This window comes from Neorhizobium puerariae (genome assembly GCF_042429745.1).
Taxonomy (GTDB): Bacteria; Pseudomonadota; Alphaproteobacteria; order Rhizobiales; family Rhizobiaceae; genus Neorhizobium; species Neorhizobium puerariae.
In genome coordinates, this window is record NZ_JBHMAA010000028.1 from 38,624 (window position 1) to 52,861 (window position 14,238).

Consider the following 14,238-nt stretch of genomic DNA (forward strand, 5'->3'; position numbering starts at 1 on the left):
GTTGCCGGTTCTGCTGGAAGTCTGTGTGGATAGCCCGGAGGGCATGGCGGCTGCGATCGCCGGCGGCGCGGACCGGATCGAGCTCTGCGCCGCGCTCGATGTCGGTGGACTTACGGCGTCGCCGGGCATGATGGCGCTGGCCGCGAAGGCGCCAATTCCGGTCTACGCGATCATCAGGCCGCGTGCAGGCAATTTCATCTACGATGCCGACAACGAAGCCGCGATGTCGGCCGATATCGATGCGGCGCGGGCGGCGGGACTGGCAGGCGTCGTCATCGGCGCGAGCCGCCCGGACATGCGGCTTGACCGACCCATGCTCGGACGGCTGATGAAAAAGGCCGGGGGGCTCGGGGTGACGTTGCATCGCGCTTTCGATCTGGTGCCCGATCCGTTCGAAGCCCTGGAGCAGGCGGTCGACCTCGGTGTCGAGCGCATCCTCACGTCGGGCTTGAAGGTGACCGGTCCCGAAGGCGCCGATCTCATCCGGCAGCTTGTCGAACGGGCCGGGGAGCGCGTCTCGATCATGCCCGGCGGGGGCATCAATCTCTCGACCGTCGAACAGGTCGTGCGCGGGACCGGCGTGCATGAGGTGCATAGTTCCTGCCGCCGGCCGGTCGAGAGCAGGGACGAGCGCTCGATAGCTTTCGGCTTCGAAGCCGCCGTATCCCATGTGACGGATCGCGGCATCGTGTGCGGGATGCGCAGCCTCCTCGACGGGATCGATGCGGTCCCGGCCTGATGCCTCAGGAGGCCACGGCCTCCGGCAGGGTCAGCAGATCGACACTTTCGGACAACCGCTCGATCCGCTTCATGCAAAGATCTCCGGCCAGGCGGCCGTTGCGCGCCTCGACGGCAGCGGCGATCGCGCCGAGTTCCGAAAGGCGTTCGGCGAGCGGGATGTTCTGGAAGGCCGAACGCTGTTTCAGGATCATGATCCGGCCGTCGAGCTGGCGTGCGAAGTCGGCGGCGACCTGGTTGCCGCAATGTTCGAGCATCATCGCGAAGAACTGCTGTTCGGCGGCAAAGATATCGCGCGGGGGCCTGTTCCTGATTGACTGGAGGTGGGTCTTGAGCCTGCCGATCTGCAAGGCGGTCGCGTTTTCGGCAAACCCCGCTCCGATCAATCCTTCCAGCGCCCTGCGAACCTCGTAGATCTGCCTTGCCTCCTCGCGGCCGATGCTGGCCACCGACCGGCCACGGCGGGATCGGTTGACGATCAGGCCTTCGGCTTCGAGATGCTGCAGGGCCTCGCGCAGGACCGTTCGGCTGATGCCGAGCTCGCCGCATATCTCCCGTTCGACCAATTTCTGTCCCGGGGCCAGGTTTCCGGCGGCGATCGAGGCACGGATGGCTTCGGTGACCTTCTGGCGGAGAAGGGGTTCCGGCACGATGTTCATTCCAAGGATGGTCATGGTGCGCCTGCTCGCTTTTATCGACATGCCCTTCGGGAGAGCTTACGACAATCGATATATTTTCACGAATATATCGTCAAGCGTGATATCGCTTCCGCCGGAGCGGTCGGCTGGTCCGGATTGCGGAAGGAAACGGGGTGGCCGGGAACAGGGCCTGTCGTGCCGCTCCATGGAGGAGTGCTGCCGATCGTGTTGTCGGAAAGGGTTTCCCGGAGAGTTCGAAAAACTCAACGGCAGGCCGTCCGAGGGGGTAGACGACCTGCCGCCAAGCAGTCAGAGAGAGGAGAGTCTTGAGATATTACGATATGCACTCAGGGTATTTCGATATGCACTTCCGAACCGGCGAATGAATGGTATTGCTCTCGCCGGGTATTACTGCTCACTTCATGCACAGAGGCTGCGGAGTGCTTCGGGCTTCTTGAATTCGACGCAACGAATGCTCCGCAGTTTGATCAGGCCGGACGAACGGAGTTTTGCGAAGACGCGCGACACCGTTTCGATCGTCAGGCCCAAATAGTCGGCGATATCCAGCCGGCTCATCGGCAGGTCGAAGTATTCGAGCCCGCCCTGGCGGTCCGCCATGTCGATGAGAAAGCCGGCGATCCGCTCCACCGCCGTCTGGCGGCCGATCATCATGATATGTTCCTGGGCGCGCAGCATTCCGCGCAGCGCCAGGGTGAGAAGCTCCGGTGAAGCTTCGTCGTTGGCGGGACGGCTGATCGCCCGCAGCCCCGTCTGGCTAACCGCTTCGGCGAAGAAACTGTGGGTCCGGTCCGCCTCGAACCCAAAGGTCTCCCCGGCCAGATGAAAGGCAATGACCTGCCTCCTTCCATCCGACAGCAGGCGATGAACACGCACTGCGCCGAATTCAACCTGATAGAATGTACCGGCCTTGTCGCCCGGCGCGTAGATTTCCGCTCCGGTATTGAAGGTGACGGTGGGGTATGTCCGTGGAAAGGTCACTGCCGGAGATGCGATCGTCATCGGCCGGTTCGGAGCGAGGTCTCGTCTCGTGGCGTAGGCGGTTGCGGTCTGCATCGTCAGTTTCTCCCCTTGCTGTGATCTCAAGATGCCTCAAGACGGGAAAGGGAAAAATTCGGTTGTATCACTACGGGTATTTACGTAGCGGCGGTGGTGGTGCTGATGGATGATTTCAGGAGGTTCGCGCGAAGCGCTTCACCATGCCCACGAGGGCAGCTCCGTCGAACGGTTTCGTGAGGGTCTGTCCGGGGCTGTTTTCGAGAGGCGGAGAAAGGCCGTCGGTCAGCAGGATGACTGCATGGCCCGAATGCAGGAGAAATTGCAGGGCGTCGTTGCGGAACCGGAGCACCTGGTCGTCGACGATAATGCAAAGCGCCGATTTGGAGGGGGCATAATTCTTGCCCCATGAGGCATGGGCTTCAACTTGATACCCTTCTACCTCAAGCGCAAATGTCAGCGATTGCCGGAGACCGAGATCCGGCGCGATGACAATGATTTTTCCCGATGCTGCCAGCACAAAACTTCCCGCGCGGGTGGGACGGCCAAACTACCGCCTGCCTCAGGCATCTAGGGCCTCACGGGACCGCGCGCTTTGCGATAGATCAAGAAATCAGGATTTATTTACCGAACCGTCAGTGGATGCTGAAACCCACGGCGATTGCCATGCGGACGAGCTGGGGCAGGCTTTTCGCCTTCATTTTGGACATGACATTCGCCCGATGCACCTCGACCGTCCGGGGGCTGATATCGAGGTCATAGGCGATCGACTTGTTCGGCAGTCCGGAAACGACGGCGGCCAGCACCTGGCGTTCCCGGTCGCTCAGGCTTTCGAGGCGTGTCTGGACTTCGGTCATGTCCTCGACGTCGATCAGTTTCTCCGAAAGCTGCCCGGCGGCGCGCTGGATCGCATCGACGATGATCGTGTCTTCGAAGGGCTTTTCGATGAAATCGATCGCGCCGGCTTTCATCGCTTCCACGGCCATCGGAACGTCGCCATGGCCGGTGATGACGATTGCGGGGATCTTCGCCCGGCTTTCGGTCAGTCTGCGAATCAGCTCGACGCCGGTCATGTCCGGCATGCGAAGGTCCGTCACCAGTATGCCGTTGCGGATGCTCGGTGCGAACTGCAGGAAAGATGAAGCGGTTTCATGGACGCGTACGGCAAAGCCGTTCATGGTCAGCATGAAAGCGAGGGACTTCCTGACCGGCTCCTCGTCGTCGACGATGTGGACCGTATAATCATCCATCTGCATTCTCACGTTCCTCCTTGTCGATCGCAAGCGTGAAGCGGAATGTCGCTCCTCCGGCCGGATTGCGTGACACCGTCATCTCGCCGCCATGGGCCTCGACGATGCGTTTCGAAATCGAAAGGCCTATCCCCATGCCGCCCGGCTTGGTGGTGACGAAAGGCTTGAAAAGCTGTTCCGCGATCTCGTCGGGAATGCCGGGACCGGTATCCTGGACGATCACGGCGATCATGCCGTCGTTCTCCTGGACGGTCCGGATGATCAGTTCGCGCCGCTGAGAGTCCCGCATCGCCTCGATGGCGTTGCGTATCAGATTTGTCAGCACCTGCTGTATCTGAATGCGGTCGGCCACGACCGTTTCCGGTCCCGGCGTAAACTCGAAGATCGTCCGGACGCCTTTTTCGCGCGAGCCGACCAGGGCCAATGCACCGGCTTCCTCGACCAGCCGGCGGATGTTCTGCGGCGATTTCTCCGTCTCGCCCTTGGTGACGAACTCGCGGAGCTGTTTGATGATCTGTCCGGCGCGGAGCGATTGCTTGGCCGTTTCCTGCAGGGCTTCGCGCATGCGGACCGCAACTGGCTCGTCCAGGTCCCGCAGGAGGCGCGCGCACCCGTGCACATAGTTGGCGATTGCCGAAAGCGGCTGGTTGAGTTCATGGGCCAGCGTGGAAGCCATTTCGCCCATTTCGTTGAGGCGCGCCAGCCGCGCCAGCTCTCCCTGGATCTCCTGCAGGCGGGCGGCCGATTCCTCCCGCTCCGTCAGGTCGCGGATGAAGCCGGTGAAGAAGGTTTCCCCTTCCGACCGGGTTTCTCCAACGGCAAGCTTCATGGGAAAGGTGGAACCGTCCTTGCGTCGTCCGACCACGACCCGGTCGGTGCCGATGATTCTCCTTTCGCCGGTCCGGAGGTATCTTTCCAGATATCCGTCATGTTCCTGGCGATAGGGTTCCGGCATCAGCATCCGGAGGTTCTGTCCAACCACTTCCTCTTCGGTGTAACCGAACTGACGGACCGCCGCCGCATTGAAGGAGACGATCGTCCCGTCCCTGGTGCTGACGATGCTCGCGTCGAGCACCGTGTCGAGAACGGAACGCAGATGGGCCTCGCGGGAATCCGCCCTGGCCTGCGTTTTTTCGATGGTCTTGTGGGCGGAGTGAAGGATTTGCCCGATCAGAGCGATGATCACGCCGACAATGCCGATAGTGACCATTTCCGACGACGTGGCGCCTCGCGGCGAGAACTCCCTGATCGCATAGATCGCCAGAAGCGAAAGGATGACGGCGAAAAGGGAGAAGCGCATGCCGCCGATGACGGCGGCAAAGAGAATCGGCGGGATGAAGAAGATGAATGTCGGCCCGTCGGCAAGCACGCCATAAAAGACAAGGCGCAGCACAAACGCGATCAGCACGCCCGCTGCCGTGACAAGACAAATTTCAGCGGCAGAAAACCGGCGGCTCAGAAAAGACTGGATAAAATCATCCGTCTTATCGGCGATCGTCCGTGTGTCCATAGCGTCCACCCGCGATCGACCGTGTGAAAAGAATTCCCTTCTGTTCGTGCATGCGAAACCCGACCACCTATGCCGAAATGCGTTCTAGCACGATGCATAACACAACGTCCAATGGTGGAAGCGATCACATTCTCAACAATGCACATGCTTTTAGGCACTTGCTTATGAAAAGGTTGACATGCGTCGCCTTCGGCAGACGGGAGCCGCGCCCGCAGGCGCTTCCGCGGGGCGGCGTCCGCATCGAGCCTAGCGCAAGCTCCCGGCGGTGTCACTGCTGGGGGATATTGGCGATCTTGACATAATCCGCCCAGGCCGCGACTTCCTTTTTCAGATATTCCTGCCCTTCCTCCGGCGTGCTGACAAAGACGTCGCCGCCCTGGTCGGTCACGAATTTCCTGACCTCGTCCTGGCCGAGGACTTCCTTTGTCCAGCCGTTGATCCTGCCGACGATTTCCTTTGGCGTCGCGGAGGGAACCATCATCGCGAACCAGCCGACCTGATCCATGGGATATCCTTCCTCGGTCATGGTCGGGACATCCGGGGCACCCGGAATGCGCTTGCCGGAACTGACCGCAAGCAGGCGATAGCGGCCTTCCCGAAGCTGGGCGAGGGAGAAGACCGGGTCCTGGGCTGCGAAAGCCATGGCGCCGCTCATCATGTCGTTCACCGAATCGGCGCTGGTCTTGTAGGCGACCTCGACCGTTTCCAGACCGGCTTCCTGTTTGTAGATGGCGGCGAGGACCTTTCCCGACGTGTTGTTGACGGCGTAGCTGGCGTTCGAACCTTCCTTCTTCAGATATTCCGTAAGCTCCCGCATGTTCCTGACGGGGCTTGAGGCCGGAACGGCGATCATATGCGGCTGCTTGTTGATCGTTGCGGCAACCTGCAGGTCCTTCACCACGTCGATCGGCGGCTTCCTGAACATGTGCATGTTTCCGGCGACCGCACTGCCGGTATGGAAGAAGATCGTATAGCCGTCCGGTCTGGCGCGGGCGACATATTCGGCAGCGATGTTGCCGCCTGCGCCCGGCTTGTTCTCGACGATGATCGTGGCGCCTGAAAGCCTGGCGATCTTTTCGGCGAAATAACGGACGATGACGTCCGCGCCGCTGCCTGCCGGAAAGGCGCAGATCATGCTGATGGTCTGGCCTGGATAATTCGCCTGGGCGTTCGCTTGCGAAAGGCCGAATGCATTGCCTGCCAGGGCGGCTGCAGCCACCAGCATGACGCGACGGGTGATGTGCAACATGAAGTCCCTCCCATAGGTGATCCAGCTCCGATCGAAGCCGGCCGGTCGCACCTCCCAATGCGACGTCATGCAACATTGTATAATTATATTTGATTTAATCAACTATTACGGATAGAAAACACCGGCGCGGAAAACGCGTTTCGGGAGGACAAGATGACCGTCAATGCGACAACCAGATCCGCTGGCAAATCGGCCGGCGCGCTCGACCTCGACCGTTTCCGGTTGAGGCGTTTCGTCGAGAGCCTGGGAGGCGACGAGCTGGATATCCGGGAGGAGAAGGTCGACCTTGCCGATGTCGCCGCCATCCTCCAGAACAATCCGAAGGCGGTCTGGTTCAGGAACGTCGGGCCGGAGGGGCAGGAGCTGACCGGCAATGTCGTCGGCAGCCGGTCGCGGCTTGCGAAAGCCTTCGGCGTGCCGGCGGGCGAGGTCGCGCTCGAGATGCGCCGTCGTCTGTCGTTGAAGCCGGAGCTGGTGAAGCTTTCCGGGAACGAGGCTCCCGTGCAGGAGGTCGTGCTGACCGGCGCGGACGCCGACCTGCTCAGGCTGCCGGTCCATGTGCAGCATGCTCTCGATGGCGCGCCTTACATTTCCGCGACGATAGACTATACGATCGATCCGAAGGACGGCCGTTATAACTGCGGCTTGCGCCGCCTGATGCTGCGCGGACCGCGGGAGGCCGGCGTCGACCTCATCGCGCCGAGCGATCTTCGGGTCATGTACATGGCGTCCGCCGGACGGCGCGAGCGGCTGAACGTCGCTTACGTGGTCGGCTGCCATCCGATCGACATGGTTTCCGCGACTATGAAGGAACCTGTCGACGAACTCGAACTGATTTCCTCGCTGCGGGCCGCGCCTTTGCCGGTGGTCAAGTGCGTGACGAACGACATCATGGTTCCCGCGGATGCCGAAATGGTCATCGAAGGTTATTTCGATGAACGCGGTTATGTCGAAAAGGAAGGTCCCTACGGGGAGTATCTTGGCTATTACGGCGTCGTGAAGACCAATCCGGTTTTCCATGTGACCGCGATCACCCATCGTAAGGACGCGCTTTTCCAGACGGCGACGATCAGCGGCAATCGCATGGATTATACGGACACGTCGAATCTCGAAGCGCTTCGCATGGAAATGAATGTCTGGAAGATCCTCGGCGAGGTCGTGCGGCAGCCGGTCGCCGTCTATGCGCCGGTCGCGGCCGGCGGTTCGATGAGCATGCGTTTTGCCATCCGCCAGACCTATCCTGGCGAGGCCCGTTCGGCGCTCTATGCCGTTCTCGGCGCAGTCGGCGTCAAGAATGTCTTCGTCGTCGATCCGGATATCGACATTTTCGACGACAGCCAGATGGAGTGGGCGTTCGGCACGCGTTTCCAGGCGGACCGCGATCTCGTGATCGCCACCGGTGTGCGCCTCTCGCCGCTCGATCCGTCGCTGCACGGCGCGCGCTCCGGCGCCAAGGCCGGTTACGACCTCACCTGGCCGGTGCAGCATGCCCAGAACTGGGAACTGGTGACGCCGCAGGCTCCGAGCTATCCGGGGAGCCGTTTCCCTTCGCTCGAAGCGGCGCTGAAGGACGGTCCGAAGCATTTCGAGGAGCTGATGGCGGCCGTCGGCAGCCGTGATGGCCGCGAGGTGGTGCGTGAACTCGATGCCTTCCGCTCCGGGGGACTGGAGCGCGACGAACGCGGGCGTTACTATTTGCCAAAACAGGCGTGATCCCTATCGGGGCATCGTGCCAATTCGATACGATCTTCTGGAGAAACGGGTCCGGAAGCGTTCATTTTGAACCGGATACGGAAGTACAAGCCGACCGGATAACTTTGCCTGCCCCTCGTATCATTCATTTCTTGGGGTTGTGTTGTTATCCTTTTTCTAATGTATAGGTCGTATGGTGGGCGTCCGCAGCCAGTTCCTGGAGCAGAGATGTCTCACGCCGACAGCATGGATATTGCGGAGCGCAGACGACTCGACGCTCTGGATCGTTACCGTATCGCCAGCACCGGGCCTGAGAGCCGCTTCGACCGCATTTGCCGCTTCGCGTCGGAGCTCTTTTCCACGCGCATGGCATTCGTGACCCTGATCGAGGAGAACCGCCAGTGGTTCAAGGCCTGCTCGGGGTTCGAGATGGAGGAAACCCCGCGGTCGGAATCCCTCTGCGATCACACGATCAGGGCCGACGGCGTGCTGGTCGTCCCGGATGCGCGACTTGATGTGCGCTTTTCGCGCCTGCCGATCGTCACCGGGGAACCGTTCATCCGTTTCTACGCCGGAGCGCCGCTGACCACGCCGGACGGTTACCGGATCGGGGCGCTCTGCATCGCCGATACGAAGGTGAGGGAGAGTTTCTCCGAGCGCGAGAGAAGGACCCTTGCCGGGCTCGCCACCATGGTGATGGAGCATATCGAACTGCGCCGGGAGGGCATTCCCCAGGCGACGGCGGCCAGATTTGCCGATGCGACCGAGCTTTCGCTCATCACCGTCGATCCCAAGGGCCGGATCGAATTCGTGAACCGGGCGGCGCTCGACATGTTCGGCTTCGACCGGGAGGAGATGATCGGCAGCACGCTCGACCTGATCGTGCCGGAGCGTTTCAGGGCGGCTCACAATGCCGGTCTGGCGCGCGTGGCGGCTGGCGGGGATTCCAAGCTCAAGGGCAAGACCGTCGAGGTTTCCGCCCGCCGCCGGGACGGCAGCGAATTTCCGATCGAGATCGCCCTGTCGATCTGGCATGACGAACGTGGCGTCGGCATGGGCGCCATCATCAGCGACATCTCCGAGCGGCGGGACCGGGATGTCCGGCTTCTCAGGCTCGCCAGCCAGGATACGCTGACGGGACTTTGCAACCGCCGCCGCTTCGAGGACCTGTTGCGCGAGGAGCTCCGGCAGGGCAGGCCGTTCGGGGTGCTTCTCTTCGACCTCGACGGTTTCAAGGACGTCAACGACCGGCTGGGCCACGGGGTTGGAGATGCGCTGCTGCAGGCAATCGGCGTGCGCCTGCCGTCCGTCCTGGATCGCAATGTCACGGTATCCCGTTTCGGCGGGGATGAATTCGCGGCCCTCATTCCGGCGACGGGCGATCCGCGCATCGTGCAACAGACGGCAAATGTCGTGATCGGCGCTTTCGATACGCCCTTCGAGGTTGCCGGCCACACGTTCCGTGTGGGGGCGAGCGTCGGGTTTTCGCTTGCTCCCAATCATGGCTCGGATGCGGAGGAACTGGTCGCCAGCGCCGACTTCGCGCTCTACCGTGCGAAGCAGGCGGGCGGGCGCATGGTTCGCATGTTCGAGCCGGCGATGCGCAACGAGACGCTCGCAAGACGAACGCTCAGGGACGAGCTGCTGCGGGCTCTGGAGCGCCGGGAACTCGTACTGCATTACCAGCCGCAGGTGATCATCGGGACCGGCGAGGTGTTCGGGGTCGAGGCGCTGATCCGCTGGCAGCATCCCGAACGTGGGCTCCTGGCCCCGGCTGCTTTCCTGCCGGCGCTGGAGCAGAGTTCGATCGCGCTCGATGTGGGTTTCTGGGTGCTGGAGGAGGCGGGCCGGCAGATGGCGGCCTGGAAGGCGGCTGGTTATCCTTCCGTGAAGATGGGCGTCAATCTGTTTCCCGCGCAGGTGAGGGCGGGCGACCTGTCGCGTGGCGTGGCCGATCTGATTGCCCGATATGACCTCGATCCGCGTTGCCTCGAGATCGAAATCACCGAAACGATCACGCTCAAGGATGACGATCAGTCGCTGGAAGCGATCCAGTCCTTGCGTGAACTCGGCGTCGGCATCGCCTTCGACGACTTCGGCACCGGCTATGCTTCGCTGGGGTCGCTGCAACGCTATCCGCTGACGACGCTGAAGATCGACAGGGGGTTCGTGCGCGACCTGCTGACCAAACCGCGCGATGCCGCCATCACGCGGGCTCTCATCATGCTCGGCAGGGAACTGGGCCTGAGGACGATCGCCGAAGGGATCGAGACGTTCGAGCAGGAGGAGGCGTTGCGCCTGATGGGCTGCGAGGCGGGGCAGGGTTATCGCTACGGAAGGGCGATGCCGGCCGATGAGGTGGCGATGCTGTTCGTCCAGTGGGAGGAGGAACGGCGTCTCGGCGCCCATTGACCCCGCAGCGGAGTTTCCTTTCGTACCGGAGCTGGAAGCGGAATTGCCACGTTAGGTATTTCTTAGCGTATCGCGACAATCCCCGATGGTGCTTTTCAGCATTCTCTTGATTTCAATTGTCAATCGTCGCGGAAAGCCTGTAACCTGCCGCCGTAGTGGCATAGGGACGACGCATGTTCCGATTGACGGAGCTTTCCGACATCGACCTTGATCAGTTGTTCAACCTCTCGCCCAATCCCTATGTCATTCTCGACAGGGAATTGCGGCTCGTAGGGATGAATGATGCCTATCTCGCCGTCACCGGACGCAGCCGCGGGGAGCTTCTCGGACGCAATATGTTCGACGCCTTTCCAAGCGATCCGGAATCCGTGCCGGGGCGCATGCTGCGCCAATCCTTCGCCAAGGTCCTTTCGACGGGCGAGGTGGACCATATGTCGCTCGTATCCTATCCGATTGCCGGTTCGGACGGGCAGATGGAGGAGCGCTACTGGAGCGCTACGCATACGCCGCTCAAGGATGAGGCTGGCGAGGTCGTTTTCATCCTGCAGCATACGGTGGATGTGACCGAACTGCACCTGCTGCGCAGCCGGCTGGCGGATGACGGCTCCCTTCAGGTCCATGCCGGGCTCCTGCGTCGTGCCGACGCGGTACAGGGGCAGAACGCGGCTCTCGGCGCAGAACGCGAATATCTGCGCATGCTGTTCGAGCAGGCGCCGGGTTTCATGGCGGTGCTGCGCGAGCCGGAGCATATCTTCGTCATCGCCAACAAGGCCTACCGGGTGCTGGTCGGCAGGGAGGACCTGATCGGCAAGACCGTGCGGGAAGCCCTGCCGGATATTGCCGGCCAGGGTTTCTACGAACTGCTCGACGAGGTCTACCGGGCGGGCACTCCCTACAGTGCGCACAGCACCCGTATTCTTCTCCAGCCGCGCGAGGACAAGGCTCCCGAGGAGCGCTTCCTCGATTTCGTCTACCAGCCGATCCGGGATCGCAACGGGGCGGTGACGGGAATTTTCGTGCAGGGGCATGACGTGACCAACCTGCGGCGGGCGCAGGAGGCCGCGCGCGACAACGAGGATCGTTTCCGGACGCTTGCGCAGTCGCTGCCGACGCAGGTCTGGACGGCGACACCGGATGGCCGGATGCAATGGTGCAACGACCAGATCTTCGCCTATAGCGGACTGGAGTCCTTCTATTTCGACAAGGACAGGCGTTCGGAGATGCTGCATCCCGACGACGTGCCCCGGATCGCGGCGGCCTGGGGCGAGGCATTGCGCACCGGCGACTGGCTGGAGACGGAGATCCGATTGCGCCGGCATGATGGCATCTACCGGTGGTTTATCAGCCGTGCCGTGCCGATCCGGAAGGATGACGGTGAGATAACCCTCTGGGTCGCCACCAATACCGATATCGACGAGCAGAAACAGACCGAGACGCAGTTGTCCGACCTTGCCGTCACTCTCGGCCACCGTGTCGAGGAACGGACGATCGAGCTCGAGCGGACGCAGGAGGTGCTTCGCCAGAGCCAGAAGATGGAGGCGATCGGCAATCTGGCCGGCGGCATCGCGCACGACTTCAACAACCTGCTGCAGGTCATTACCGGCAATCTGCAGCTCCTCGCCCGTGAGGTCGCCGGCAACGAGGCTGCAGAGAAGCGGTTGGAGAGTGCGCTTGCCGGCGCTTCGCGCGGCGCGCGGCTCGCCTCCCAGCTTCTCTCCTTCGGCCGGCGTCAGCCCCTTCAGCCCAAGGTGATCAATCTGAGCCGGCTGATCCGCGAAATGGACCATCTCCTGCGGCGCAGCCTCGGCGAGGCGATCGAGATCGACACGATCGTCGGCGGCGGGCTCTGGAACACGCTCGTCGACCCCAGCAATGTGGAAAACGCCCTGCTCAACCTTGCGATCAACGCGCGGGATGCGATGAACGGGCAGGGCAAGCTGACGATAGAACTCGGCAACGCCTTCCTGGACGACGAATATGCGCGTCAGGCCTTCGACGTGCGGGCCGGGCAATATGTGATGCTCGCCGTGACCGATACCGGTGACGGCATGACGCCGGACGTTCTGGAAAAGGTCTTCGATCCTTTTTTCACGACCAAGCCGGAGGGCAAGGGCACCGGTCTCGGCCTTTCCATGGTCTACGGCTTCGTCAAGCAGTCGGGAGGCCATATCAGGATCTATAGCGAGCCCGGCAGCGGAACGACCGTCCGCATCTATCTGCCGCGATCGATGGAGGAGGAAGACGCCGTTGCCGAAAGCCTCGGCGGTGGAGCATCGGGCGGCGACGAGACAGTTCTGGTGGTCGAGGACGACGAAGCCGTGCGCGAGATCACCATCGGCCTGCTTTCCGAGCTCGGTTACCGGGTGCTGAGGGCCAGGGATGCCGACAGCGGACTGGCGATCATCGAGAGCGGTGTTCCGATCGATGTTCTTTTCACCGATGTCGTCATGCCCGGGCGTTTGAAAAGTCGCGACCTCGCAAGGAAGGCCAAGGAGCGGCTGCCGCATCTCGGGATACTCTTCACGTCGGGCTACACGGAGAACTCGATCGTCCACGGCGGACGGCTCGATCCCGGCGTCAACCTGCTGAGCAAGCCCTATACGCGCGAGGCGCTGGCGCGGAAGATCAGGCAGGTGATCGAGCAGGGGCGGGAGGGCGCGCCATCGCGTTCGGTGGAACGGCCGGTTTCGGCGATTGCCGCATCCGCTGCCGGGCAAGCCACACTGGCGGATTTGCCGATCACCGTGCTCCTGGTCGAAGACGAGGTGCTGATCCGGATATCGACGGCGGATCTTCTGCAGGATTCCGGCATGATCGTCGTTGAGGCGGGATCGGCCAACGAAGCTCTGGCCGTGATCGGCAGCCAGTCCGTCGATATCCTCATCACCGATGTGCATCTGCCGGAGATGAGCGGCCCCGAGCTCGTCCTGAAGATACGGGAGGCGCTGCCCTTCTTGCCGGTCATCTTCGCGACGGGCGACCAGAACGTGCCGGAGGCGGAGGCGCTCAGCCATGCCGCACTGATAGTAAAGCCCTACGACTATGAAATGCTCCTCACCCGTATCCGCGCCATGGTCGTGCTGCGGTCGGGTGACTAGATCCTTTCGGGATTGAATTGACGCGTTCTGACGGCTCAAACGGAGCCGGATGGCCGAAGGACTCCAGGCGGTCAATTCTCCTTCGTGCCGGCAGCGACCTCGGTCTTGCGCAGCAGCCAGAGGATGACGATGCCCGCGCCCGTCGCCATGGCCGCGACCACCCACATGCCGAGACCGACGCAGAGCCCGATCGCGCCGGACAGCCACATGCTGGCGCCCGTGGTCAGCCCCCTTACATCGCCACGGGTATGGATGATGACGCCGGCGGCCAGGAATGCGATCCCTGCCGTGATCGCTTCGATGAGGCGGATCGGATCGAACTGGACGGTGTTGGGCTGGTTGGCGAATTCATGCATCAGCTGCAGCCCGATCAGCGCGAAGACGGCTGCGGCAAGGCCGATCAGCATGTTGGTGCGCAACCCGGCGGAGTTGTTGCGGAACTCCCGTTCGAGGCCGATCAGGCCGCTGAGGATCGCGGCTCCGACCAGCCTCACCAGCAATATGTCGATCGCGACCGGGGCCTCGTGGGAAAATTCTTCGGCAAGGCTGTTGAGCATGGCGCTGAATTCCAGTGTCACCGTTCCGTGACACTGGAAACCGATCCGGACGTCGATGGTTCCGCCGTCTTGCGATGAGG

The 14,238-nt window shown here is 62.1% G+C and carries 11 protein-coding genes; 4 read left to right on the forward strand and 7 right to left on the reverse strand.

From position 1 onward, the window contains the following. Position 1: 1 nt before the first annotated feature. Positions 2–739 (forward strand): copper homeostasis protein CutC, encoded by a 738-nt coding sequence (locus ACFFP0_RS23010; RefSeq protein WP_377264639.1) that lies wholly within the window; start codon positions 2–4, stop codon positions 737–739. Between the two features lie 4 nt (positions 740–743). On the opposite strand, the gene ACFFP0_RS23015 is transcribed toward ACFFP0_RS23010, so the two are convergent. The 6 genes from ACFFP0_RS23015 to ACFFP0_RS23040 form a co-directional block, all read right to left on the reverse strand. Next, positions 744–1,412 (reverse strand): GntR family transcriptional regulator, encoded by a 669-nt coding sequence (locus ACFFP0_RS23015; protein ID WP_377264548.1) that lies wholly within the window; start codon positions 1,410–1,412, stop codon positions 744–746. Positions 1,413–1,796: 384 nt separating this feature from the next. After that, positions 1,797–2,450 (reverse strand): helix-turn-helix domain-containing protein, encoded by a 654-nt coding sequence (locus ACFFP0_RS23020; protein WP_377264549.1) that lies wholly within the window; start codon positions 2,448–2,450, stop codon positions 1,797–1,799. A gap of 115 nt (positions 2,451–2,565) precedes the next feature. Beyond that, positions 2,566–2,910: a response regulator transcription factor FixJ gene (locus tag ACFFP0_RS23025; protein WP_377264550.1), complete on the reverse strand. Its 345-nt coding sequence runs from the start codon at positions 2,908–2,910 to the stop codon at positions 2,566–2,568. Between the two features lie 115 nt (positions 2,911–3,025). Further along, entirely contained in the window at positions 3,026–3,640 is a 615-nt protein-coding gene (fixJ, locus tag ACFFP0_RS23030; protein WP_377264640.1) for a response regulator FixJ, read from the reverse strand. Beyond that, on the reverse strand, positions 3,633–5,150 hold the full coding sequence (locus tag ACFFP0_RS23035) for a PAS domain S-box protein (RefSeq protein WP_377264551.1): 1,518 nt from the start codon (positions 5,148–5,150) through the stop codon (positions 3,633–3,635). Before ACFFP0_RS23035 ends, fixJ begins: the two co-directional genes overlap by 8 nt. A gap of 268 nt (positions 5,151–5,418) precedes the next feature. Next, complete coding sequence (locus ACFFP0_RS23040; protein ID WP_377264552.1) at positions 5,419–6,399, reverse strand: Bug family tripartite tricarboxylate transporter substrate binding protein; 981 nt, start codon at positions 6,397–6,399, stop codon at positions 5,419–5,421. A 153-nt stretch (positions 6,400–6,552) separates the two neighbouring features. Between ACFFP0_RS23040 and ACFFP0_RS23045 the strand changes: the two genes are divergently transcribed. From ACFFP0_RS23045 to ACFFP0_RS23055, 3 genes are all read left to right on the forward strand, one after another. Beyond that, positions 6,553–8,112 (forward strand): UbiD family decarboxylase, encoded by a 1,560-nt coding sequence (locus ACFFP0_RS23045; RefSeq protein ID WP_377264553.1) that lies wholly within the window; start codon positions 6,553–6,555, stop codon positions 8,110–8,112. A 207-nt stretch (positions 8,113–8,319) separates the two neighbouring features. After that, on the forward strand, positions 8,320–10,503 hold the full coding sequence (locus ACFFP0_RS23050) for a putative bifunctional diguanylate cyclase/phosphodiesterase (RefSeq protein WP_377264554.1): 2,184 nt from the start codon (positions 8,320–8,322) through the stop codon (positions 10,501–10,503). 173 nt (positions 10,504–10,676) lie between these two features. After that, a complete protein-coding gene (locus tag ACFFP0_RS23055) occupies positions 10,677–13,601 on the forward strand; it encodes a hybrid sensor histidine kinase/response regulator (protein WP_377264555.1) in 2,925 nt (974 codons plus the stop codon). 71 nt (positions 13,602–13,672) lie between these two features. Here the strand turns inward: ACFFP0_RS23055 and ACFFP0_RS23060 are convergent, their stop codons facing one another. Continuing rightward, positions 13,673–14,158 (reverse strand): MgtC/SapB family protein, encoded by a 486-nt coding sequence (locus ACFFP0_RS23060; RefSeq protein ID WP_377264641.1) that lies wholly within the window; start codon positions 14,156–14,158, stop codon positions 13,673–13,675. Between the last annotated feature and the right edge of the window lie 80 nt (positions 14,159–14,238).

Excerpts from the sequence above, each read along its gene's own strand:
- ACFFP0_RS23045 (WP_377264553.1), top strand. The coding sequence starts at position 6,553 with ATGACCGTCAATGCGACAACCAGATCCGCTGGCAAATCGGCCGGCGCG.
- ACFFP0_RS23055 (WP_377264555.1), top strand. The coding sequence starts at position 10,677 with ATGTTCCGATTGACGGAGCTTTCCGACATCGACCTTGATCAGTTGTTC.
- fixJ (WP_377264640.1), bottom strand. The coding sequence starts at position 3,640 with ATGGATGATTATACGGTCCACATCGTCGACGACGAGGAGCCGGTCAGG.
- ACFFP0_RS23035 (WP_377264551.1), bottom strand. The coding sequence starts at position 5,150 with ATGGACACACGGACGATCGCCGATAAGACGGATGATTTTATCCAGTCT.
- ACFFP0_RS23020 (WP_377264549.1), bottom strand. The coding sequence starts at position 2,450 with ATGCAGACCGCAACCGCCTACGCCACGAGACGAGACCTCGCTCCGAAC.
- ACFFP0_RS23040 (WP_377264552.1), bottom strand. The coding sequence starts at position 6,399 with ATGTTGCACATCACCCGTCGCGTCATGCTGGTGGCTGCAGCCGCCCTG.
- ACFFP0_RS23060 (WP_377264641.1), bottom strand. The coding sequence starts at position 14,158 with ATGCTCAACAGCCTTGCCGAAGAATTTTCCCACGAGGCCCCGGTCGCG.
- ACFFP0_RS23015 (WP_377264548.1), bottom strand. The coding sequence starts at position 1,412 with ATGACCATCCTTGGAATGAACATCGTGCCGGAACCCCTTCTCCGCCAG.
- ACFFP0_RS23050 (WP_377264554.1), top strand. The coding sequence starts at position 8,320 with ATGTCTCACGCCGACAGCATGGATATTGCGGAGCGCAGACGACTCGAC.